This is a genomic window from Variovorax sp. J22G73, assembly GCF_030317035.1.
Taxonomy (GTDB): domain Bacteria; phylum Pseudomonadota; class Gammaproteobacteria; order Burkholderiales; family Burkholderiaceae_C; genus Variovorax.
In genome coordinates this window covers 1,025,466-1,048,101 of the sequence record NZ_JASZYK010000001.1, presented here as the reverse complement: position 1 = coordinate 1,048,101, position 22,636 = coordinate 1,025,466, and the positions used below count along the sequence as shown (strand labels likewise).

Here is a 22,636-nt window from a genome sequence, read left to right as displayed (position 1 = left end):
CATCTGCGTTGGCGTACACGCGCGCTCAAATCGAGCCGCTATCATGGCTTTTGCCACGCCACTTCACCACCAAAGGAATTTCTTCATGAGCATCGTCTGGACCATTCTGATCGGGTTCGTCGTGGGTCTTGTGGCGCGCGCCGTCAAGCCGGGCGACGATTCCGCGGGCTTCATCGTCACCACCATCATCGGCATCGCCGGCTCACTGATCGTCACCTACGTCGGCCAGTCGATGGGCTGGTACACCGCGGGCCAGGGCGCCGGCTTCATCGCCTCCGTGCTGGGCGCGATCGTGCTGCTGGTTCTCTACGGCCTCATCAAGCGCAAGAGCTGATGCCGACGCGGCCGCGCCGCGCCAAGGGGGCGGCCGGCGCCGACGCCAACGCAGACACCAAGCCACCCAAGTCGGCACAGCCCCGCAAACCGCGGGCCAGGCACCACGTCTACGTGGTCGAGCTCGACGACCGCGTCTGGAACAACGCGCGGTTCCGCCGCGCCAACCCCGACTACCAGCTCGGCAAGCCGTTCGTCTATGTCGGCATGACCGGCCTGGACCCTGACATCCGCTTCGACAAGCACAAGGCCGGCATCCAGGCCAACAGCTTCGTGCAGCAGTTCGGCCTGCACCTGCTGCCTGCGCTCTACGAGCGCTACAACCCGCTGACTTACGAAGACGCTCGCCTGATGGAGGTCGACCTCGGCATCGCGCTGCGCAAGGCGGGCTACGGCGTGTGGCAGGCCTGAGCCCGCACACGCATTCAGGAGTAGGTGACCCAATCCTCGTACGCCGGCCCGTCCAGATGCGGCAGCGTGTTGTAGGTCACCAGCATGTGCCGCTTGGGCGTGAAGGCGAACTCCGTCACCGATGAATTGCGGATGCGCAGGTTGAGCTCGACGGTGGTCTCCGCGCTCGTGCCCAGCACGTGGCCGACCGCGGTGCTGATCGGCCCGCCACTGGACACCACCAGCACTTTCGCGCCATGGTGCTTGTCCCGCACGTGGTCCAGCGCCGTAGTCACGCCCGCCAGAAAGTCGACATAGCTCGGCATGCCGACCGGCTCGGTCCGGCCCTGCATCCACGCATTCAGCCCTTCGCGCAGCAGCCTGAAGTGGTGGCGGTACATCTCGGGCGAATCCGGCTTCTGGAGCTTGCCTTCGTGGATGGTGGCGATGACGGCTTCGCTGTCGTATTCGTTCAGGCCGGGCCAGGGCAGCACGTCGTCGCGCGCCAGGCCCAGGCCTTTCGCAATGCCTTCCCATGTCTGGCGATGGCGCGTCAACGTGCCGGTGATGACCGCGTCGAACACCATGCCGCGCTCGCGCCAGTACTCGCCCAGGCGCACGGCCTGCCGATGCCCGAGTTCGCTCAGGTTGTCATAGTCCGCAGCGCCGAAACTGGCCTGCCCGTGGCGCACGAGGTAGAGGGTTCCCATGCGGGCGATTCTGGCAAGAAGCGAAGACCCGGCTTGTCCCTCGTGCGACCGCCTCGTTGGCGCCGCCCCAAATGAAAAAGCCCGGGCATCGGCCCGGGCTTTTTCACGAAGAGGCGCTGGCTCAGCGGCCTGCGGCCACGGGGAGCGCGTCTGCCGGCTTGGGCACCAGGATCTCCGCCTTGAAGCGTTCCTTCAGCAGGTTGTAGTACGCAGCATCTTCGGCCGCGGACACCGACTGGCCGACCTGTGCCTGCTCCTGCTTCGCGAGCTCGGGGGCCGGCGGCGTGCGCGGCACGACCTTGGTCACGCGAACCACCGCATAGCCTTGGGTGCCGAGGTCCACGCCCACGAGCGCGGGCAGCTTGGAGGCGTCGGCACGCAGCGCGGCGTCGATGACCGCCAGCGGTTGCGATTGCGCTTCGCGGCGCGACACCGTCACAGGCGCGCCGAAGGTTGCGCCGTCGGCCTTGGTCGTCCAGGCGGCGAGCTTGGCTTCGCCTTCGGTCTTGGCGAGCACGGCGGCACGCTCGGTGACCAGCTGCGCGCGGATCTTGTCCTTCACTTCGGCCAGCGGCACCGGGTGCGCGGCCGTGTACTGCGTGACGCGGCCCGATGCGAGCTGGCTCGAACCGACCTCGATGGCCTCGGTGTTCTGCTTGCGATCCAGCGAATCGGGTGCGAACAGCGCGCTCAGAAAGTTGCGGCTGGCCAACGCGCCGGTCGCACCGGGTGCCGGCGTGCGCGCCACGTTCTTGGCCGTCTGGATCGTGAGCTTAAGTTTGTCGGCAGCGGGCTTGAGACTGTCGGGCGTCTGATACACGGCATCGGTGAAAGCCTCGGCGGCCTTCGCGAATTCCTGCGTGGCCTGCTGCGCGCGGGCTTCGTTCTCGATGGTCGCGCGCACCTGTTCGAAAGGCGGCACCACGGCCGGCTTGATGTCGGTCACCTGGATGATGTGGTAGCCGAACTCGGTCTCGACGATGCCGCTGATCTCGCCCTTCTTGAGCGAGAACATCGCGTCTTCGAACGGCTTGACCATGGAGCCGCGCGTGACGAAGTCAAGGTCGCCGCCCTTTTCCGCCGAACCGGGGTCCTGCGAATTCTTGCGTGCCACTTCAGCGAAGGTGTTGGGCGCCTTCTTCACTTCGGCCAGCAGCTGCTCGGCCTTGGCCTTCGCCTTTTCGCGGTCGGCGGCGGCCATGCCGGTCGGCGCGGTGATCAGGATGTGGCTCGCACGGCGCTCTTCCTTCGTGCCGAAGCGCGCGGTATTTTCCTTGTAGTAGGCCTGCAGGTCGGCGTCGCTCAGCACGATGTTCTTCTTGGCGGCCTCCAGGTCGAGCAACAGGTACTCGACGTCGGCGCGCTCGGGCGCCTGGAACTGCGCCGCGTGGTCCTTGTAGTAAGCCTCGATGTCGGCGTCGCTCACCGTCACCTTCGATGCAAAGCTGTCGGGGTTGAAGCGGGCCACCTGGATCTCGCGGCTGTCATAGAAGGCGTTGATGGTGGTGGCGGCCAGCGCGGGCGGCGTGAAGGCCGTGCCCGACACGCCCAGCAGCACCTGCTGCGTGGCCATGTCCGAGCGCACGCCGGCTTCGTATTGCTCGGGGGTGCGGCCGGTCACGCGCTGGAAGGCATCGCGATCGAACTTGCCATCGGGCGTGCGGAATGCCGCCAGGCCCTGGTCCTGCGCGAACATGCGCGACAGGCGGTCTTCGGACACCGTCATGTTGCCCTTGGCGGCAGCTGCGGCCAGCACGCGGTCGCGCACCATGCGCTCCAGCGTGGCGTAGCGCAAGGCGTCGGAGTCGAGCACCGTCGGGTCGACGTTGGGCGACTGCTGGCGGATGCGATCGGTTTCCACGCGGTGCTGCTGGTCCCACTCGGGCTTGGTGATGGGTTGGCCGTCCACGCGCGCCACCTTCTCGTCGCTGCTGCCCTGGTAGCGCTCGACACCGAAGAGCACGAACGAGGGAATGATCAGCAAGAACAAGAAAATCATGACGATCTTGTTGTACTTGCGGAAGAAATCAAACATGCTTGAACACTCTTTTTCGACGGATGTCGGACGGCAATAAAAAAGGCGAACTTGCGGTTCGCCTTTGCATCGGGTGGGTGGTGGGTGCTGAGGGGCTCGAACCCCCGACCTACGCCGTGTAAAGGCGCCGCTCTACCAACTGAGCTAAGCACCCCACCGGAAATACTCTCCGAGTCTACCGTGTCAGTTCAGCGCGTCTTTCAGCGCCTTGCCCGGACGGAACTTCGGAATCTTGGCGGCCTTGATTTTAATCGCGTCGCCGGTGCGGGGATTTCGGCCGGTGCGGGCCGCGCGCTTGCCGACTGCGAAAGTGCCGAAACCGACGAGCGACACAGAGCCGCCCTTCTTGAGCGTGGTACGAATAGCGCCAATGGTGGATTCGAGCGCACGGGTTGCTGCGGCTTTGGAAATATCGGCGTTCTTTGCGATGTGCTCAATCAGTTCGGTCTTGTTCACAAGGGCCCCTTGTAGAAAAAAAGTTGGTCGGCTTTCGTCAGCTGCGACCTGGCCGCGCTGTGTGCGACTCAAGAACCTGGCAGGCCTGACGCCTCGGCAGCGCACTGCCATCGAGGATTACAACCACTGGTCTGCAGGGTGTCAATAAGACGCGAGGCCTTGCAGATCAGCGGAGCGCGCGATTTTAGGGGCGTTTCGTGAAGTCTTTTTTCGCAGTGGTTCAGAGCGCGTTGGCGATCGCCTTGCCCAGGTCGCTGGTGCTCGCCGTGCCACCGATATCGGGCGTGCGCGGTGCGCCGCTTTGGGGCGCGAGCACCTGCTCGATGGTCGACAGGATGGCGTCGTGCGCCTGCTTGTGGCCCAGGAATTCCAGCATCATCGCGCCGCACCAGATCTGACCGATGGGGTTCGCGATGCCCTTGCCCGCGATGTCCGGCGCCGAGCCGTGCACCGGTTCGAACAGCGACGGCGTGGTGCGCTCGGGGTTGAGGTTGGCGCTGGGCGCGATGCCGATGGTGCCGGTGCACGCCGGGCCCAGGTCCGACAGGATGTCGCCGAACAGGTTGCTCGCCACCACCACGTCGAAGAAGTCGGGCCGCTGCACGAAGTGCGCGGTGAGGATGTCGATGTGGAACTTGTCGAGCGTGATGCCCGGGTAGTTCTTGCTCATCTCGGCCACGCGCTCGTCCCAGTAGGGCATGGTGATCGAGATGCCGTTCGACTTGGTGGCGCTCGTCAGGTGCTTCTTGGGGCGCGACTGCGCGAGCTCGAAGGCAAACTTCAGCACGCGGTCCACGCCCACGCGCGACATCACGGTTTCCTGCATGACGATCTCGCGCGGCGTGCCCTGGTACATGCGCCCGCCGATGCTCGAGTACTCGCCCTCGGTGTTCTCGCGCACGATGTACATGTCGATCTCGCCGGGCTCGCGCGGCGTGCCGTCGCGGCGCACCACGGGCGCGATGATGCCGGGCATGAGCCGCGCGGGGCGCAGGTTGATGTACTGGTCGAACTCGCGGCGGAACATCAGCAGCGAGCCCCACAGCGACACGTGGTCGGCAATTTTCTCGGGCCAGCCGACCGCGCCGAAGAAGATGGCGTCGTGGCTGCCGATCTGGTCCTTCCAGTCGTCGGGCAGCATCTGGCCGTGCTTTTCGTAGTAGTCCCAGCTCGAGAAGTCGAAGTGGTCGAACTTCAGGTCGATGCCGAACTTGACCGCGGCCGCCTCGAGCACGCGCAGGCCCTCGGGCGTGGTTTCCTTGCCGATGCCGTCGCCGGCGATGACTGCGATTCTCTGAGTGGTCATGGGGTCGCTCCTGCCTGTTGGGGAGATGGAGATGAAAAGAATGCCAGCGCCTCGGCGAGCAACTCGCCCGGCGCCTCTTCGGGAACGTAGTGGCCGCACGGCAGCGCGCGGCCCGACACATCGGCGGCGCGCTCGCGCCACAGCGCCAGCACATCGAAAGCCTTGCCCACCGCGCCATGCTCGCCCCACAGCACGCGCAGCGGCTGCGCAAGCTGCCGCCCGGCGGCGATTTCGGCGCGGTCGTGCACGAGGTCGATGGTGGCGGAGGCCCGGTAGTCTTCGCAGATCGACTCGGCCGTGCCCGCGATGCCTGCGCAGCGCTCGTACTCGGCGAGCACCTCGGGCGCAAAGGGCGCGAGCCCCGCGTGCCGGCCGCCCATCACGCTGCGCACGTAGCGCACCGGATCGGACGCGATCAGCGCCTCGGGCAGCGGCGGCGGCTGGATCAGGAAGAACCAATGCCAGTAAGCCTTGGCGAACGCCTCGGACGTGTTCTCGTACATCGACAGCGTGGGCGCGATGTCGAGCAGCAGCATGCATTCGACGGCCTGGGCGTGGTCGGCCGCGAGCCGGTGCGCCACGCGCGCGCCGCGGTCGTGCGCCAGCACGCCGAAGCGCTCGAAGCCGTGGTGCTGCATGGCGGCGAGCGCATCGAGCGCCATCTCGCGCTTGCTGTAGACCGCGTGTTCGGCATCGGCCGCCGGGCGGCCCGAATCGCCATAGCCCCGCAGGTCGACCGCGACCACGGTGAAGCGCTCGGCCAACGCGGGCGCCACCCGGTGCCAGATGGCGTGCGTTTGCGGATGGCCGTGAAGCAACAACAGCGGCGCGCCGCTGCCGCCGATGCGGCCATGGATTCGCACGCCGTTGCGTTCGATATCGAACGTGGGAAAGGAAAGAAAGGAGGCGGTCACGGCGACGATTGTGCGTTGCGCCTCCGCGATCATCAAGCAACAATCGACCAATTCATACTTTCCGATTCGGCATGAATACTCCCTCGATGGACCGCGGCGACCTGGCGCTGGTGCTCGCCATTCGCGACCAGGGCAGCTTGGCAGGCGCGGCCGCGACGCTCGACGTGGTGCCTTCGGTCGTCACCAAGCGGCTGGGCGCGCTGGAGGCGAGGCTGGGTCAGCGCCTGTTCGACCGCACCACGCGCAGGCTCAGCGTCACGGCCGAAGGCGAGGCGGTGTGCCTGCATGCGCGCGTGCTGCTCGACGGCTTTGCCGCGCTCGAAAGCGAACTCGGCGAACGGCAGAACGAGCTGACCGGCACCATCCGCCTGGCCGCGACCTTCGGCTTCGGCAGGCGCTGGCTCGGGCCGGCGCTGGCGAGCTTCCAGGCGCGCCACCCTGCCCTGCAGATCGAGCTGGTGCTCACCGAGCAACTGCCCGACCTCGGCGCGGCAAGCTACGACGGCGCCGTGTGGTTGTGGGCGGTGCAGCAACCCCGCGCGGCCGACTGGGTCACGCGCCGCATCGCGCGCAACCAGCGCGTGCTGGCCGCCGCGCCCGCTTACCTGGAGCGTCGCGGCATGCCGGCCACCGTGGAGGCATTGGCTTCGCACGACTGCCTGGTCGCACGCGAGAACGGCGACAGCCACGCCAGCGGCCAACGCCAGCACGCGCTCTGGAGCTTGCGCCAAGCGCGCGATGGCGGCACCGCGCGCGTGCGCGTGCAAGGCCCGCTGGCCAGCAACTCAGGAGAAATGGTGCGCGACTGGTGCCTGGCCGGGCACGGGGTGATGCTGCGCAGCTTGTGGGACATCGCGCCACAGCTTGCCAGCGGCGAACTGGTGCGCGTGCTGCCGCAGTACGCCATGCCGGAAGCGGACATCCACTGGGTCGCGCCCTGGCGACCGAAGACGCCGCGCCGCGTGCGCCTGCTGATCGACCACCTGGTGGAGCAATTTCGCGGGGAGCCCTGGAAGCCGGGCAAGACCGGCACGCGCTGAATAGAGAGAAAGAACCCGGCCCCGCTCAGCGGCCGCCGCGCACCACCAGGCTCACGCCCACGGCAGTGAGCGCGATGCCCAGCACCGTGACCAGCGTGATCGGCTCCGAGAACAGCAGCCACGCCATCACCGCGGTGCAGGGCGGCACCAGGTACAGCAGGCTGGTTACTGCGGTGGCGGTGCCGCGCTGGATCAACATATAGAGCAGCGAGCTGCCGCCCAGCGACAGCGCCAGCACCGACCACGCCATCGCGCCGACCGAGTACGCATTCCATTCGATGCCCTGCGACTCCAGCGCCGCGAACGGCAACGTGACCAGCAGCGCCGCCGCCATCTGCACCGCGCTGGCGCTGCGCACGTCGCATGGCGCGACGAAACGCTTCTGGTACAGCGTGCCCGCCGTGATCGACAGCAGCGCCATCACCGCCAGCCCCATCGTCAGCGCATTGACCTCGGCGCCCTGCCCGAACTTGCGCGACACCACCAGCACCAGCCCCGCGAAGCCGAGCAGGAGCCCGGCCCATTGCCGGTTCGAAATGCGTCCGCCATTGAAGGCCAGCCACACCGCCGTCAACACCGGCTGGATGCCGACCAGCAAGGCCACCAGCCCCGCGCCCATGCCCGCATGCACCGCGGCCCAGACGCCGCCCAGGTAGCCCGCCTGCATCAGCACGCCCGTGACCGCCAGGTGGCCCCACTGGGCGCGCGCCTTGGGCCACGCGACCTTGGCCAGCGTGACCCACAGGCCGAAGCACACCAGCGACAACGCATAGCGAACGGCGAGGAACTTGAGGGGTGGCGCATACGGCATGCCGTAGCGCGCAACGATGAAACCCGTGCTCCATATCAGCACGAACACGGCCGGCATCGCCCGCAGCCAACCCGCGTTGCGGGCCGTGGCCGCCGAGGTCATTTGGTGCGGGCCCGGATTTCCGGAATGGCCTTCTGCAGGTAATACACCATCGACCAGATGGTGAGCACCGCGGAGATCCAGATCAGCCACTGGCCCCACAGGCCGGTGTCGATCACCTTGAACAACCGCCCGTCATACAGCAGGAACGGAATGGCCACCATCTGCACGGTGGTCTTCACCTTGCCGATCATGTGCACCGCCACGCTCTTGCTGGCACCGATCTGCGCCATCCATTCGCGCAGGGCAGAAATGGCGATCTCGCGGCCGATGATGATCAGCGCCACGAACACGTCGGCCCGCTGCAGATGCACCAGCACCAGCAGCGAGGCGCACACCAAGAACTTGTCGGCCACCGGATCGAGGAAGGCGCCGAAGGCCGAGGTCTGGTTGAGCTTGCGCGCCAGGTAGCCGTCGAGCCAGTCGGTGGCGGCGAAGACGATGAACATCACCGTGGCGATCAGGTTGCGCATCGGCTCGCTGATCGGCAGGTAGAACACGCCGACGATCAAAGGGATCGCGACGATGCGCGTCCAGGTCATGATGGTCGGAAGGGTCCAGAACATTTCTTGATTGTGTCATGGCGGCATTAACCCTCGACTGAGGGTCTCGCGCCCGTTGCCGTCAGTGCAGCGCCTTGTAGATTTCTTCTGCCAGGTCGGACGCGATGCCCTCCACCGACGCGATGTCTTCCACGCTCGCCGCCGCCACGCCGCGGATGCCGCCGAAGCGCTGGAGCAGCCGCGCGCGGCGCTTCGGGCCGATGCCCGGAATGTCCTCGAGCTGGCTGCCACCCACGCGCACCTTCGCGCGCTTGGCCCGCATGCCGGTGATCGCGAAGCGGTGCGCCTCGTCGCGAATCTGCGCGACCAACATCAGCGCGGCCGAGTCCTTGCCCAGGTAGACCTTCTCGCGGCCGTCGGCGAACACGAGCTCTTCGAGGCCGACCTTGCGGCCCTCGCCCTTCTCGACCCCGACGATCAGCGACAGCGGCAGCCCGAGTTCGCTGAACACCTCGCGCGCCATCGACACCTGGCCCTTGCCGCCGTCGACCAGCACCAGGTCGGGCATGCGCGCGGTGCGAGTCTTCGGGACGGTTGGCGTATCCGTCGTATCCGTCGTATCCGGCGCTGCCGCGGCCCCTTCGCTCTCGACATCGCCGGGCGGAAGCTCCTCGGTCTCGGCGGCCATCGCCTCGGCCAGCTTGCCGTAGCGGCGATGCAGCACCTGGCGCATGGCGGCGTAATCGTCGCCGGGCGTGATGCCCTCGATGTTGTAGCGCCGGTACTGGCGGTTCTGCATCGTGTGGTGCGCGAACACCACGCACGAGGCCTGCGTGGCTTCGCCGGCGGTGTGCGAGATGTCGAAGCACTCGACGCGAAACTCGTCCAGGTCTTCCGACGCCAGCTCCAGCGCATCGGCCAGCGCGCGCGTGCGCGCCTGCTGCGAACCCTCTTCGGCGAGCAGCCGGGCGAGTTGCAGCTTGGCGTTGGTCTGTGCCATTTCGAGCCAGTGGCGGCGCTGCTCGCGCGGCTGGAACACCGCCGTCACGCGGCCGCCGGCCTGCAGCGAAATCGCCTCGATCAGCTCGCGGCTCACCTGCTCGCTCAACACCAGTGTGGCCGGCACCGGCACGTCGATGTAGTGCTGGGCGATGAAGGCCTCGAGCACCTGCACCTCGATGGCGTCGGCGACGAACGACGCCCCGCCTTCACTTTCATCGTCGTCCAGCTCGCCGTGATGAATCTGCGCCGCGTCTTCCACGTGCACCGGAAAGTACGGCCGGTCGCCCAGGTGCCGGCCGCCGCGCACCATGGCCAGGTTCACGCAGGCCTTGCCGCCCTGTACCTGCACGGCCAGGATGTCCACGTCCTTGTCCGAGGCGATCTCGATGGACTGCTGGTGCAGCACGCGCGAGATGGCCGACATCTGGTTGCGCAGTTCGGCCGCCTGCTCGAACTCGAGCTTCTCGGCATGCGTGGTCATGCGCTGCTCGAGCTTCGAAAGCACGAGTTGCGTGTCGCCCATGAGGAAGGCCTCGGCGCTGGCCACGTCCTGCGCGTAGGCGTCGGGCACGATGTGGCCTACGCAGGGTCCGCTGCACCGCTTGATCTGGTACAGCAGGCACGGGCGCGTGCGGTTGGCGTACACGGTGTCTTCGCAAGTGCGCAGGCGGAACACCTTCTGCAGCAGCTGTATCGATTCCTTCACCGCCCATGCGCTCGGGTACGGCCCGAAGTAGCGGTGCTTCTTGTCGACCGCGCCGCGGTAGTACGCCAGCCGTGGAAACTGGTGCGACGCGATCTTCAGGTAGGGATAGCTCTTGTCGTCGCGAAACAGGATGTTGTAGCGCGGCTTGAGCGTCTTGATGAGGTTGTTCTCGAGCAGCAGCGCCTCGGCCTCGGAACGCACCACGGTGGTTTCCATGCGCGCGATCTTCGAGATCATGTGGCCGATGCGCGTGCCGCCGTGGCTCTTCTGGAAGTAGTTGGCCACGCGCTTCTTGAGGTTGCGCGCCTTGCCCACATAAAGCACCGCGCCCGCGGCGTCGAAATAGCGATAGACACCCGGCAACTGCGGCAGGGCCGCGACTTCGCTGAGCAATTGATCGGAGTGCACGTCTGACATGGCGGCTATTGTGGCGCGCGCCGCGCAGGGCACGCCGACCCGCGGCACCAAGGCACCATGCGGAGTGAAACCTTTATGCCCTGACGGCTGCGACAGGGCGTGCCGCGGGCTCGGCCATGGCCACCGCGCCGCCCCTCAGGAACCCGAGGATGCGCCGGCTCACGTCGGCGCCCTCCTCGTGCAGCACCCAGTGGCCCGCGCCCTCGATGCGCTGCAGTTCACCGCGGTCGCACAGCGCAATGCTGGGCTGGGCCATCTCGATGCCGAGCGCCTCGTCCTGCACGCCCCACAGCAGCAGCGTCGGCATGGGAATGCGCGTGTCCGCATGGATGCGCGAGCGGTCGCGCATCAGCGCGCGGTACCAGTCGAGCATGGCGGTCAGCGCGCCCGGGCGGCTCCAGGCCTCGCGGTACTGCGCAATTTCCGCGTCGGAGAAAGCGCCCGGCCTGCTGCCGTTTCTCAGCACCCGCACCAGCCCCCGGAAATCGTGCCGGCGCAGCAGCCGCTCGGGCAGGCGCGGAATGCGGAAGAAGTGCATGTACCAGCTGCGCAGGCGCTGCCGCCCGACCGACATGTGGCGCAGCATCACCGCCAGGTGCGGTGAATTGACGATGACCAGCCTCCTCACCAGTTCCGGGTTGCGTGCCGCCACGCGCCAGCTCACCACGCCGCCCCAGTCGTGGCCGAGCAGCGTCACCGTGTCGCGGCCGGTGCTACGGATCAGCGCGCAGATGTCGTCGGCCAGCGTCTCGAGCGCGTAGGCGTCCACGCCCTGCGGCTTGTCGCTCTCGCCATAGCCGCGCTGGTCGGGCACCCAGACGCGGTAGCCGGCGGCGGCAAGCGCATCGATCTGGCTGGCCCAGCCGCGCCAGAACTCGGGAAAGCCGTGCAGCAGCATCGCCACCGGCCCGTCGGGCGGACCGGCCTGCACCACATGAAAGCGGATGCCGTTGGCCTCGACGAAAACGTGTTCATAGGCGTCGCTCATCGTGCGACACCCCAGCGCTGCATCCTCATGATCTCTCTCCGGTGATTGTTGTTCGGCCAGCATAGCAACCGGCAACCTGCCGGCAGCGCCGCGAACCCGGGCACACTCGCGGCCATGCAATCCAGGCGATGGGACATCTTCTGCAAGGTCATCGACAACCACGGCGACCTCGGCGTCTGCTGGCGGCTGGCCTGCCAGCTCGCGGTGCGCGGCGAAAGCGTGCGGCTGTGGATCGACGACGCATCGGCGCTGCGCTGGATGGCGCCCGCGGGCCACGAAGGCGTGGAGGTGATCGACTGGCTCGACGCGGGCGCGCTGCAAGCCGCCGTGGCCGCGCCGGCGCCCGACGTGCTGGTCGAGGGCTTCGGCTGCGAGCCGGCACCCGAGCTGGTCGCGCGTTTTGCCGAGGCGCCGGGCCGAGCCTGGGTCAACCTCGAATACCTGTCGGCCGAGCCCTATGTCGAGCGGCTGCACGGCCTGCCCTCGCCGGTGTTCAAGGGCCCCGGCGCCGGGCTGACCAAGCGCTTCTTCTATCCGGGCTTCACGTCGGCCACGGGCGGCCTGCTGCGTGAACCCGACCTGATGCAGCGGCGCGCGCGCTTCGACCGCGCGCCCTGGCTGGCCGCGCAACAAATCGCGTGGGCAGGCGTCGGGCGCCTGGTTTCGCTGTTCTGCTACGAGCCACCCGCGCTGGCCGCGCTGCTGGAGCAGCTGGCGCAGGGCCTCGAACCTACCCACCTGCTGGTCACGGCGGGCCGTGCGACGCAGGCGGTGCAGGCGCTTCTTCCGGATTCAGGCCCGGCGACGCGCGTGCCCGCGGTGCGCGGTGCGCTATCAATTTCATACCTGCCGTACCTCACGCAATCCGACTACGACCATTTGCTGTGGTCCTGCGACCTGAACTTCGTGCGCGGGGAAGATTCATGGGTGCGCGCCATCTGGGCGGGCGCGCCCTTCGTCTGGCAGATCTACCCGCAGGACGACGACGCGCACCACGTCAAGCTCGGCGCGTGGCTCGACTGGCTCGGCGCCTCGCCGTCGTTGCGGCTTTTCCACCACGCCTGGAACGGCTTCGACGACACCCCCCTGCCACCGCTCGAAACGCAGGGGGCGTGGCATCAAACGATGGAAAACGCCCGCACCCGGTTGCTGGCGCAAGACGATCTGGTCACGCAACTGCAGGATTCGACCGCCCAAAAAAGCTAAAATAGCGGGCTTTGCGGATTTCGGCCCGGATCTCGACGATCCGAGATGCTCTCCGCTAAACCTGCCGCGGGACATGTACCGCGGGGCAACCACTTCGGCACACGTCGCCGAGGGGCCCCGTGCACCGAGCGGCCAACATCCAGAGACCCTGATATGAAAATCGCTCAAGAAATCCGCGCCGGCAACGTCATCATGCACGGCAAGGACCCGATGGTCGTGCTCAAGACCGAATACAGCCGCGGCGGCCGCAACTCCGCCACCGTGCGCATGAAGCTCAAGAGCCTGATCGCCAACTTCAACACCGAAGTGGTCTTCAAGGCCGACGACAAGATCGACCAGATCGTGCTCGACAAGAAGGAGTGCACCTACTCCTACTTCGCCGACCCGATGTACGTCTGCATGGACACCGAGTACAACCAGTACGAAGTCGAAGCCGAAAACATGGGCGACGCCCTGAACTACCTCGAAGACGGCATGGCCGTCGAAGTGGTGTTCTACGACGGCAAGGCCATCTCGGTCGAACTGCCCACCAGCGTCGAGCGCGAAATCACCTGGACCGAGCCGGCCGTCAAGGGCGACACCTCGGGCAAGGTCATGAAGCCCGCCAAGATCGCCACCGGCTTCGAAGTGCCCGTGCCCCTGTTCGTGGCGCAAGGCGACAAGATCGAAATCGACACGCGCACCGGCGAATACCGCAAGCGCGTCTGAGCCCGCAGGGCTCCGGTTTTCCGGCTGACCACCACCCTCGAAGAAGGCTCCGCAAGGAGCCTTTTTTGTTGTCTGGGCATGCCGATTGCAACGCTGCACAATCACTCAGGTCCTTCTGTCTGGTTTCCTCATGAACAACACGCACAACCTTCACGACAAACGCCTGGCCGACGCCTGGGCCACGCTGCACTCCCATGCCGACAAGGGCCTGCCGCTGGACCCCGACCCCTCGCGCATTGCCTTCGCCGACCCCGAGTTCCTGCTGCGCCGCGAAACCCGCGGCATCCGCATGCAGCTGGAGCTGATGAAGCCCGACCTCGAGCAGCGCGCCCACGGCATCGAGAACACCGTGGTGGTGTTCGGCAGCGCGCGCTTTCGCAGCGAGGAAGATTCCGCCGCCCTGATCGCGCAGGCCGATGCGGCCGGCGACACCGTGGCAGCCGACCGCTGGCGCCGGCTGGCGCGCAACTCGCACTACTACGAGAAGGCGCGCGCCTTCGGAAAGCTGGTGGCGCAGTACAGCAACGACAAGGAGCCGCAGGACAAGCTCTTCGTGTGCACCGGCGGCGGCCCCGGCATCATGCAGGCGGCCAACCGCGGCGCGCATGAAGGCGGCGGCCTCTCGGTCGGCCTGGCCATCGCGCTGCCGATGGAAGAAGAAGCCAACCCGTACGTCACCCCGGCGCTGAGCTTCAAGTTCCACTACTTCGCGATCCGCAAGATGCATTTCATGATGCGTGCGAAGGCGCTGGTGGCGTTCCCGGGCGGCTTCGGCACGCTCGACGAGCTGTTCGAAGTGATCACGCTGGTGCAGACGAAGAAGTCGAAGCCGGTGCCGATCGTGCTCTTCGGCTCCGACTACTGGAAGCGCATGATCGACTTTGACTTCCTGGTCGACGAAGGCGTGATCTCCCCGGGCGACGTGAAGCTCTTCGAATACGTCGACGCGCCAGACGACGCATGGAGCGCGATCAAGCGCTTCTACAAGCTCTGAGCTGAGCGCGGGGCCCGGCACTTTCAGCTGGGCCCGGTCGGGTTCAACCGGCGCTGTCGTCGTCCTCACAAGGATGCAGCGCCTGCTCGAAGAATTTCGTGAGCGCCCGCACGCGGCGCTTGCGCTCGGCATCGCCGGTCTGGCCCATGGCCACGGCGTCGTCGGCCACGCCGTGCAGCGCATTGAAGAGCACCACGGCCGTGAAGGTCGCGTCCTCCACGTCCCAGATGCCGGCGGCATCGCCCTGCTTCAGCAGCCCGACCAGCTGCGTGATGACCGCGTTGTCGTTGCGCATGCGCCGGTCTTCCGGGCGGTATTCGTGGAACACGACGTCATGCAGCGCGACGTTGTCCAGGTAGGTCTGCAAGCCCGCTTCCACCCAGGCCTTCAGGCGGGCGTGGTGGTTGTCGGGGCGCTGCCGGTCCATGGCCGCCTGCAGGCGGCCGCAGAAGGTGTCGACGAAGCGCTGCTGCAGCGCGCCGAGCAGCGCCTCTTTCGACGGAAAGTACAGGTAGAACGTGCCCTTGGCCACCTGCGCACCGGCGGCGATGTCGTCGATGCTGGTGGTGGCGATGCCCTTCGAAATGAAGAGCCGCTCCGCGGCGTCCATCAGCGCGGCGGCGCGCGTTTCAGGAGCCTTGGTGCGGCGGCGCGGCGCGGCCTCGCCTTCGGGTTGTGCGGGGTCCGTGGCCGTACCGCTGGTGCTCATCGACGGCCTCAGCGAACGGGAGCGGCCACGGCTGCAGCCGCGCGTGCCGAGCGGATCGCCGCACGCACCGCGGCCAAGTCGAAAGGCAGGCCGCCCGGCACCATCACGCGCTCGCCGAGCCACACGAGCGCATCGTCGGCGTCGGCGAAGGTGCTGGCGGGCACGCCGAAGAGTTTTTCTACGTTCATCTTGCGGATTTTTTCGTACTGGTCGGCGGGCACCACGCTCGCCATGCCCATCATATGGCGGCGAATGTCGGCGCCGCGCGCCTGGAGCCACTGCTTGGCGTTCTGCGCGCTGCCTTCGGGGTGGACCAGCGCGTCGGCGTCGGCGAACACGCGCAGCGAGGCGAAGCGCTCGCCCCGGTCGAGCCAGCGGTTCCAGTCCTCGGTGAAGGCGTGCATGCTTTCGAGCGTCTGCAGGCCTGATGACACGCTGATGACGAGGGGCCACTGGCTGAGTTCGTGATGGATCATGGAAAGCTCCTTGGAAAAAACCGGATGACGGCGCGCAGACAAGCGCACCGACACGAGTGCGGCGGGCATCGAATGACGCAGCCTCAGGCGCGGGCGGGCACGACGGCGGCACGCGGCCGCACGCCCACGAGCAGCCCTGCCGCCAGCAGACCGGCGATGCCGGCGCAGGCCATCGCGGCGTGGAAGCCGCCCGCGAGCGCATCGGCAAGCAGCCGATGGGCCGCGGCCGCATCCAGCGAAGTCAGCGAGGCCAGCGCACCCAGGTCATGACGCCCGACCGCGGCCACCGCGGCCTGCTGCGCATTGCGAAGGCCCGCCTGCGCGAGCGCGTCGGCCAGCAGCGACGTGGCGCGCGTGCTCATCAAGGTGCCGAGCAGCGCAATGCCGATCAGCATGCCGGCCTGGCGCAGCGCATTCATCGTGGCCGACGCCATGCCCGAACGCTGCGCCGGCACCGAGGCCATCACCGCCGTGCTGGTGGCCGGCACCGCCAAGCCCGAGCCCGCGCCGAGGAACACGAACAGCAAGGCCAGCAGCGCGTACGGCGTGTCGGCCGAGAACAGCGTCAGCAGCAGCATCGACGCGCCGATGAGCGCGTAGCCCGCGACCATCAGCGTGTGCACCTCGTGACGCCGGGCGAGCCGGCCGAACTGCGAGGCCACGACGCCGGTCGCGACGAACTGCGGCACCAGCCGCCAGCCCGTCTCGCTGGGCGACCAGCCCTGCACCTGCTGCAGGAACAGCGAGAAGAAGAACAGGCTGGCGTACGTAGAGAAACCGAGCACGAAAGACGCGAAGTTGGTCACCGAAAAGCGCGCGTCGCGAAACAGCCCGAGCGGCAGCAGCGGCCGCGCCACGCGCGCCTCCACCACCAGGAACAGCACCAGGCCGACGGCAGCCGACACCAGCGCGCTCGCGGCCTGCGCCGAGCCCCAGCCGTGCTCACCCGCCGCGATCAGCCCGTAGGTCAGCGCGCCCAGCCACAGCACGCTGAGCACCTGCCCGAGCGGGTCGAGCGCGGCGTGCTCGGGGTGCGCGCTCTCCTGGATGCCCCAGACCCCCAGCCCCACGGTCAGCAGCCCGATCGGGATGTTGATGAGGAAGATGCTCTGCCAGCCCGCGTGGTCCACCAGCAACCCGCCCAGCAGCGGCCCGAGGATCAGCGACAGCGCGGTGAACGACGACCAGCCGCCGATCACCCTCGCCCGGCTCGCAGGCTCGGGAAAAGCGTGCGCCAGCAGCGAGAGCGCGCCCGGAATCAGCAGCGCCCCGGCCACGCCCTGCACCGCCCGGCCCGCCAGCAGCGTCGGCAGGCTGGTGGCCACCGCGCACAGCGCAGAACCGATGGTGAACACGCTCACGCCGGCCAGCCAGGCGCGCTTGCGGCCGTAGCGGTCGCCGAGCGGGCCGGCCGACAGCATGAACGCCGACAGGCACAGCGCGTAGATGTCGATCACCCACTGCAGGCCGGCCAGGTCGGTGGACAGCGCGCGCTGCAGCGTGGGCAGCGCGACGTTGACGATGCTCACGTCGAGCGTGGCGATGAAGCTGCCGAGGAAGACCGCGGCAACGAGCGCGATGCGGCGGCGCGGGTCGGCCGCCGGCAGGGAACGGGAATTCATGGACGCCTCAAGGTCGCTGAAGAAGGCGCCGATACTGACTGTCGGTCAGTCAAATGTCAATCAAATGAGAATTGCTCTTATTTGAAGCGTGGTTTTCAGTTGTTGCGTGCCGCGGTCGCGCCTCTCAAGCCTTCAGGCCCCAGGTGGCCCGCGCCCCCAGCGCCACCACGCCGCCGACCACCCAGAACACCCCGCCGATGCCGATGATCGCGCCCAGCGAGCCGAACAGCATCGGCATCGCGACGCTGGACGCATTGATGGTCATGAGCCGCAGGCCCAGCGCCTCGCCGTGGCGCGCGTGGGGCGTGATCTGGTGAAGCATGCTCATCACCATCGGCTGCACCGCGCCCAGCGAGAAGCCCAGCACCACCGAGCACAGGCCCATGGTCCAGGCCGAGTCGAGCAGCGGATAAACCGCGAACACCAGCGCCGTGACGATGGTGGAAGTCAGGATCACGCCGCGCTCCGACGAGCGCGAGGCAATCACCGGCAGCATCACCCGGATGACCGCCGCCGCGATGGCGAAGGCGCCGAGGATCGAGCCGATCACCGAGGCGCTGATGCCGCGGTCGTGCCCCAGCACCGGCAGCACGAAGGCATGCACGTCCCAGCTCGACGACTGCAGCCAGTTCACGAACAGCAGGCGGCGGAACATCGGCTCGCGCAGCAGGTCCCAGGCGCGCGTGGGTGCGGCGCCAGCCAGCGGCGCCGTGGGCGGCGGCTCGTGCGCACCGCGCGCGAGCATCCAGCAGATCAGCGGAAGGCCCGCCATCGCCACGAAGCAGATGCGAAACGCAAGCATGTCCGCCGGCGCCCGGCCCGCATGGTCGATCAGCATGCCGGCCAGGAACGGCCCGACGAAGTTGGACAGGGCGGGCGCGATGGCCAGCCAGCTGAACACGCGCTTGAGCTGCGTCGGGTCGTGCGCCGAGCGGCCCACGTGCCGCTGCAGGGCGATCACGGTCGCGCCCGTGGCGCCGCCAGTCAGCAACGCCGCCAGGCACATCACCGGAAAGACCGGAAAAACGGCGACGAGCCCCGCTCCCACCACCGCGGCAATCACCGACAGCCACAGCGGCCGCTTGAAGCCGTGCCGGTCCGCGAAGCGCCCCGCGGGCAAGGCCAGGAACACCTGGGTCAGCGCGAACAGCGAGATCAGCACGCCGACGGCGGCGGCGCTGTAGCCCTGTTGCAAGGCCAGCAGCGGCGTGGCGAGCCGCATGCCGGCCATGGTCGCGTGCAGGCACACCTGGGCGCCGATGACACGCAGCAGTTCGGAACCTTTCACGGGATGTCTTCGCCCTCTTTGTCGTTTTCGTTGTCGGTATCGGTGCCGGTCGAAGGCAGCAGCGCCTGCGCCTGCGCATCGGGCAGCGCCTCGACCTTGCGCAGCGCCAGGCGCATCTGCCTGGCGCGCGTGTCGGCCTTGTCGAGCGTGTCGGAGGCCTTGGCCACCTGTTCCTTGATGCGCGAAACCCATTCGCCGTAACGCTCGAACTCGGTCTTGACCGCGCCCAGCACCTTCCACACCTCGGAGGCCTGCTGCTCCAGCGCAAGCGTGCGAAAGCCCATGTGCAGGCTGTTGAGCATGGCCAGCAAGGTGGTCGGGCCGGCCAGCGTCACCCGGTGCTGGCGCTGAATGGCGTCCATCAGGCCGGGGCGGCGCAGCACCTCGGCATAGAGGCTCTCCACAGGCAGGAACAGGATGGCGAAATCGGTCGTGTGCGGCGCGGCCAGGTAGTTGTCGGCGATGGACTTCGCCTCGGTGCGGATGCGTGCCTCCAGCGCCTTGGCGGCCAGCTCGGCACCGGCGGCATCGGCGCGTTCGTGCGCATCGATGAGCCGCTCGTAGTCGTCGCGCGGAAACTTGGCGTCGATAGGCAGCCACACCGGCGCGCCGTCATCACCGCGGCCCGGAAAGCGAATCGCAAAGTCCACGCGCTGTCCGCTGCGCGGCTTGGTCTCCACCTGCTTGGCGTACTGCTCGGGCGTGAGCACCTGTTCGAGCAGCGCCTCCAATTGCACCTCGCCGAACACGCCGCGCGTCTTCACGTTGGTCAGCACGCGCTGCAGGCTGCCGACGCCGACGGCCAGCGTCTGCATTTCGCCCAGGCCCTTGTGCACCTGCTCGAGCCGGTCGGCCACCTGCTTGAAGCTTTCGCCCAGGCGCGCCTCGAGCGTGCTTTGCAGTTTCTCGTCGACGGTCTTGCGCATCTCGTCGAGCTTGGCGGCGTTGGTCTGCTGCAGCTGCGCGAGCTGGGTTTCCATGGTCGCGCGCACTTCAGACAGGCGGCGCGCATTCGCGTCGCTCAGGCTTTGCAGCTGCGTGTTGAGCGTGTCGGCCAGCGTCTTCTGCAGCGAGGCGAGCTGCAGCGAGAACGCGTCGAGCTGCGCGTTCTGCGTGCGCGTGGCTTCGGCGCCCTGCTGCACCAGCGAGCGCTGGAAGGTGGCGAAGGCCTGCGCCGTTTCTTGCCGTGCACCGCGCGAGCTGTCGGCGATTTCGCGGCGCAGTTCGTGCTCGGTGCGCTCGCTGGCCGAGCCCATCGTGGCCAGCACGCGCAGCAGGTCGCCGTGGTCGGGCGGGGGCTGTCGGCGTGCGAGCAGCCAGATCACCAGCACGAGCTGGATGACCGCGAGCGCGGCCAGCGCGATGAGGATCAGGTCTGAATAGGAATCCAAGGTCGGGGGGGCGCTGCCGCTGCTCGCTGTGGTTGTGTTTATTTGCTTGCCGCGGGGACCGGCGTCACGGGTGTCAGGGGTCCCTTGCCGCCGAAGTACGCGATGAGGTTGTCCGCCGCCAGGTCGGCCATGGCGCGGCGCGTGGGCACGGTGGCGCTCGCGATGTGCGGCGTGAGCACCACGTTAGGCACGGTCAGCAGGTCGGGATGCACCTTGGGCTCGCCCTCGAACACGTCGAGGCCGGCGGCGGCAATGCGCTTCTCGCGCAGGGCCACGGCCAGCGCCGCGTCGTCGACGATGCCGCCACGCGCGATGTTGACCAGCGTGGCCGTCGGCTTCATCAGCGCGATTTCGGCCGCGCCGATGGTGTGGTGCGAGGCCGCCGAATACGGCACCACCAGCACCACGTGGTCGGCGGTCTGCAGCAGCTCCTGCTTGCTCACGTAGCTGGCCTTGCATTCGGCTTCCAGCGTGGCGTCGAGCCGCGAGCGGTTGTGATAGACCACCTTCATGCCGAAGCCGTGCGCACCGCGCCTGGCAATGCCCTGCCCGATGCGGCCCATGCCGATGATGCCCAGCGTGGAGCCGTGAATGTCGGAGCCGGCGAACATGTCGTAGCTCCACTTCTGCCATTTGCCGGCGCGCAAGAAGTGCTCGCTTTCGGTGATGCGGCGCGCCGTGGCCATCAGCAGCGCAAAGCCGAAGTCGGCGGTGGTCTCCGTCAGCACGTCGGGCGCGTTGGTGCCCAGCACGCCGTGCGCGGCCATGGCGTCGACGTCGAAGTTGTTGTAGCCCACGGCCATGTTGGCGCACATCTTCAGATCGGGGCAGGCGTCGAGCACGGCGGCGTCGATGCGCTCGCTGCCGGTGGTGAAGGCGCCCTGCTTGCCTTGCAGCCTGGCAATGAGCTGCTCCTTGCTCCAGCCCTCGTCGGCCTGGTTCGACTCGACCTCGAAATGCTGCGACAGGCGCTCGAGGGTCTCGGGAAAGATCGCGCGCGCGACCAGGATCTTGGGCTTGCTCATGAGGTTGTCTCTCTCTGCGAAAAATGGTCAGCGGAAAAGGATCAGCGGGAAAGGGTCAGCGAAAGAAGGTCAGCGGAAGAAGATGAAAGTGGAAACGACGAACAGCGGCACCAGGATGGTCAGCGACCACGCCATGTACCCGAAGAAGCTCGGCATGCGCACGCCGCGGCTCTCGGCGATGGCCTTGACCATGAGGTTGGGCGCGTTGCCGATGTAGGTGTTGGCGCCCATGAACACCGCGCCGGCCGAGATGGCGGCCAGCGTGCTGGCGTAGGTGGTCATCAGCGCGGCCGGGTCGCCGCCCGCGGTGTTGAAGAACACCAGGTAGGTCGGCGCGTTGTCCAGGAACGAACTCAGCACGCCCGTGGCCCAGAAGTACATCGCCGGGTCGGGCTGGCCGTCAGCGCGCGTCACGGCCGAGACGATGGCGCCGAACGGCCCCTGCGTGCCGGCCTTGAGCATCGCGATGACGGGAATGATGGTCAGGAAGATGCCCGCGAACAGCTTGGCCACCTCGGCCATGGGCTCCCACTCGAACTGGTTGGCCGCGTGCACCTTGGGCGCGGTGAGCTTGTACGAGACCACGGCGATCAGCGCCAGGCCCAGGTCGCGCACCAGCCCCGGCAGGCCGACCTCGGTGCCGAACACATCGAAGGCGACCGGCGACTTCCAGAAACCGCTGAGCAGCACCAGCGCGACCACGCCGCCCAGCAGCCAGAAATTGGCCGTGCCGTCGAAGCCCAGGCGCCCGGTGTCGGGCGTGGGGTCGGCACTCAGCACGCCGTCCTTGCGATAGAAGCGGCGGTCGATGGCGTAGAACAACGCCAGCAGCACGGCGAGGATGAAGAGCGTCTCGAACAGGATGTTCTGCGCCGTCCAGAAAAAGCCCACGCCCTTCAGGAAACCGAGGAACAGCGGCGGATCGCCCAGCGGCGTGAGCGCACCGCCCGCGTTCGACACGATGAAGATGAAGAACACGATCACGTGCACCTTGCGCGGCCGGTTGTCGTTGGCGCGGATCAGCGGGCGAATCAGCAGCATCGACGCGCCCGTGGTGCCCATGAAGCTCGCAAGCACCGCCCCGATGGCCAGGATCGCCGTGTTCAACCCCGGCGTGCCGCGCAGGTTGCCGCGAATGTGAATGCCGCCCGCCACGGTGAACAGCGCGGTCAGCAGGATGATGAACGGGATGTACTCGGCCACCAGCGCATGCACCAGCTGAACGCCGGCCATGCCCGCGCCGTACGTCGCGGCAAAGGGCAGCAGGAACGCCAGCGCCCAGGCGGCCGAGATCTTGCCGTAGTGGTGGTGCCAGAACGCGGGTGTGAACAGCGGCAGCAACGCGATCGACAACAGAATGCCGGCAAACGGCACGCCCCACAGCGGCGACAGTTGCCCGCCGTCGAAGTCAGCGGCGCAAGCCAGGGCGGGAAGCAGCAGCAGCGCCGCCGCGGCAGCGCCTTGTCGAATCGTTTTTTGCATGGGGGGCCGTACCGTACCAGACCGG

The 22,636-nt window shown here is 67.5% G+C and carries 22 protein-coding genes and 1 tRNA gene; 6 read left to right on the top strand and 17 right to left on the bottom strand.

Annotated elements, in window-relative coordinates:
* The first annotated feature begins 85 nt into the window (after positions 1-85).
* Positions 86-334, top strand: coding sequence for a GlsB/YeaQ/YmgE family stress response membrane protein (locus QTI51_RS04895; RefSeq protein ID WP_116907950.1), 249 nt, complete (start codon positions 86-88; stop codon positions 332-334).
* A gap of 113 nt (positions 335-447) precedes the next feature.
* Entirely contained in the window at positions 448-744 is a 297-nt protein-coding gene (locus QTI51_RS04890) for a hypothetical protein (RefSeq protein WP_116908526.1), read from the top strand.
* 14 nt (positions 745-758) lie between these two features.
* Here the strand turns inward: QTI51_RS04890 and QTI51_RS04885 are convergent, their stop codons facing one another.
* From QTI51_RS04885 to QTI51_RS04860, 6 genes are all read right to left on the bottom strand, one after another.
* A complete protein-coding gene (locus QTI51_RS04885; RefSeq protein ID WP_116907951.1) occupies positions 759-1,433 on the bottom strand; it encodes a histidine phosphatase family protein in 675 nt (224 codons plus the stop codon).
* A 121-nt stretch (positions 1,434-1,554) separates the two neighbouring features.
* A complete protein-coding gene (locus QTI51_RS04880) occupies positions 1,555-3,468 on the bottom strand; it encodes a SurA N-terminal domain-containing protein (protein ID WP_116907952.1) in 1,914 nt (637 codons plus the stop codon).
* Positions 3,469-3,546: 78 nt separating this feature from the next.
* Positions 3,547-3,622, bottom strand: a tRNA-Val gene (locus tag QTI51_RS04875).
* Positions 3,623-3,651: 29 nt separating this feature from the next.
* The gene (locus QTI51_RS04870) at positions 3,652-3,924 is read right to left on the bottom strand and encodes an HU family DNA-binding protein (RefSeq protein WP_007830705.1); all 273 of its coding nucleotides are present in this window, start codon (positions 3,922-3,924) and stop codon (positions 3,652-3,654) included.
* Positions 3,925-4,144: 220 nt separating this feature from the next.
* Positions 4,145-5,230, bottom strand: coding sequence for a tartrate dehydrogenase (locus QTI51_RS04865; RefSeq protein ID WP_116907953.1), 1,086 nt, complete (start codon positions 5,228-5,230; stop codon positions 4,145-4,147).
* Positions 5,227-6,144 (bottom strand): alpha/beta fold hydrolase, encoded by a 918-nt coding sequence (locus QTI51_RS04860; RefSeq protein WP_286512572.1) that lies wholly within the window; start codon positions 6,142-6,144, stop codon positions 5,227-5,229. Before QTI51_RS04860 ends, QTI51_RS04865 begins: the two co-directional genes overlap by 4 nt.
* A gap of 71 nt (positions 6,145-6,215) precedes the next feature.
* On the opposite strand from QTI51_RS04860, the gene QTI51_RS04855 reads away from it, so the two are divergent.
* Entirely contained in the window at positions 6,216-7,184 is a 969-nt protein-coding gene (locus tag QTI51_RS04855; RefSeq protein ID WP_286512575.1) for a LysR family transcriptional regulator, read from the top strand.
* A 25-nt stretch (positions 7,185-7,209) separates the two neighbouring features.
* On the opposite strand, the gene QTI51_RS04850 is transcribed toward QTI51_RS04855, so the two are convergent.
* From QTI51_RS04850 to QTI51_RS04835, 4 genes are all read right to left on the bottom strand, one after another.
* Positions 7,210-8,097 carry a DMT family transporter gene (locus QTI51_RS04850; protein ID WP_116907955.1) on the bottom strand — a complete coding sequence of 296 codons (888 nt, stop codon included), beginning with the start codon at positions 8,095-8,097 and terminating at the stop codon, positions 7,210-7,212.
* Positions 8,094-8,660 carry a CDP-diacylglycerol--glycerol-3-phosphate 3-phosphatidyltransferase gene (pgsA, locus tag QTI51_RS04845; RefSeq protein WP_116907956.1) on the bottom strand — a complete coding sequence of 189 codons (567 nt, stop codon included), beginning with the start codon at positions 8,658-8,660 and terminating at the stop codon, positions 8,094-8,096. The genes QTI51_RS04850 and pgsA overlap by 4 nt, the downstream gene beginning before the upstream one ends.
* A gap of 58 nt (positions 8,661-8,718) precedes the next feature.
* On the bottom strand, positions 8,719-10,722 hold the full coding sequence (gene uvrC, locus QTI51_RS04840; protein WP_116908528.1) for an excinuclease ABC subunit UvrC: 2,004 nt from the start codon (positions 10,720-10,722) through the stop codon (positions 8,719-8,721).
* 73 nt (positions 10,723-10,795) lie between these two features.
* Complete coding sequence (locus QTI51_RS04835) at positions 10,796-11,710, bottom strand: alpha/beta fold hydrolase (protein WP_116907957.1); 915 nt, start codon at positions 11,708-11,710, stop codon at positions 10,796-10,798.
* 114 nt (positions 11,711-11,824) lie between these two features.
* On the opposite strand from QTI51_RS04835, the gene earP reads away from it, so the two are divergent.
* From earP to QTI51_RS04820, 3 genes are all read left to right on the top strand, one after another.
* Positions 11,825-12,916 (top strand): elongation factor P maturation arginine rhamnosyltransferase EarP, encoded by a 1,092-nt coding sequence (gene earP, locus QTI51_RS04830; RefSeq protein WP_116908529.1) that lies wholly within the window; start codon positions 11,825-11,827, stop codon positions 12,914-12,916.
* 153 nt (positions 12,917-13,069) lie between these two features.
* Complete coding sequence (gene efp / locus QTI51_RS04825) at positions 13,070-13,624, top strand: elongation factor P (protein ID WP_028258883.1); 555 nt, start codon at positions 13,070-13,072, stop codon at positions 13,622-13,624.
* A 130-nt stretch (positions 13,625-13,754) separates the two neighbouring features.
* Positions 13,755-14,618: an LOG family protein gene (locus QTI51_RS04820; protein WP_116907958.1), complete on the top strand. Its 864-nt coding sequence runs from the start codon at positions 13,755-13,757 to the stop codon at positions 14,616-14,618.
* 43 nt (positions 14,619-14,661) lie between these two features.
* On the opposite strand, the gene QTI51_RS04815 is transcribed toward QTI51_RS04820, so the two are convergent.
* The 7 genes from QTI51_RS04815 to QTI51_RS04785 all read right to left on the bottom strand — a co-directional run bounded on the left by QTI51_RS04815 (position 14,662) and on the right by QTI51_RS04785 (position 22,611).
* A complete protein-coding gene (locus QTI51_RS04815; RefSeq protein WP_116907959.1) occupies positions 14,662-15,327 on the bottom strand; it encodes a TetR/AcrR family transcriptional regulator in 666 nt (221 codons plus the stop codon).
* Between the two features lie 8 nt (positions 15,328-15,335).
* Complete coding sequence (locus tag QTI51_RS04810) at positions 15,336-15,803, bottom strand: hypothetical protein (RefSeq protein WP_116907960.1); 468 nt, start codon at positions 15,801-15,803, stop codon at positions 15,336-15,338.
* Positions 15,804-15,886: 83 nt separating this feature from the next.
* Positions 15,887-17,425: an MFS transporter gene (locus tag QTI51_RS04805; protein WP_116907961.1), complete on the bottom strand. Its 1,539-nt coding sequence runs from the start codon at positions 17,423-17,425 to the stop codon at positions 15,887-15,889.
* A gap of 124 nt (positions 17,426-17,549) precedes the next feature.
* The gene (locus QTI51_RS04800; RefSeq protein WP_116907962.1) at positions 17,550-18,713 is read right to left on the bottom strand and encodes an MFS transporter; all 1,164 of its coding nucleotides are present in this window, start codon (positions 18,711-18,713) and stop codon (positions 17,550-17,552) included.
* Complete coding sequence (locus tag QTI51_RS04795) at positions 18,710-20,104, bottom strand: DNA recombination protein RmuC (RefSeq protein ID WP_116907963.1); 1,395 nt, start codon at positions 20,102-20,104, stop codon at positions 18,710-18,712. The genes QTI51_RS04800 and QTI51_RS04795 overlap by 4 nt, the downstream gene beginning before the upstream one ends.
* Positions 20,105-20,142: 38 nt before the next feature.
* Positions 20,143-21,129 carry a 2-hydroxyacid dehydrogenase gene (locus tag QTI51_RS04790; RefSeq protein ID WP_116907964.1) on the bottom strand — a complete coding sequence of 329 codons (987 nt, stop codon included), beginning with the start codon at positions 21,127-21,129 and terminating at the stop codon, positions 20,143-20,145.
* A gap of 69 nt (positions 21,130-21,198) precedes the next feature.
* The gene (locus QTI51_RS04785) at positions 21,199-22,611 is read right to left on the bottom strand and encodes a sodium:proton antiporter (protein WP_116907965.1); all 1,413 of its coding nucleotides are present in this window, start codon (positions 22,609-22,611) and stop codon (positions 21,199-21,201) included.
* Positions 22,612-22,636 lie beyond the last annotated feature (25 nt).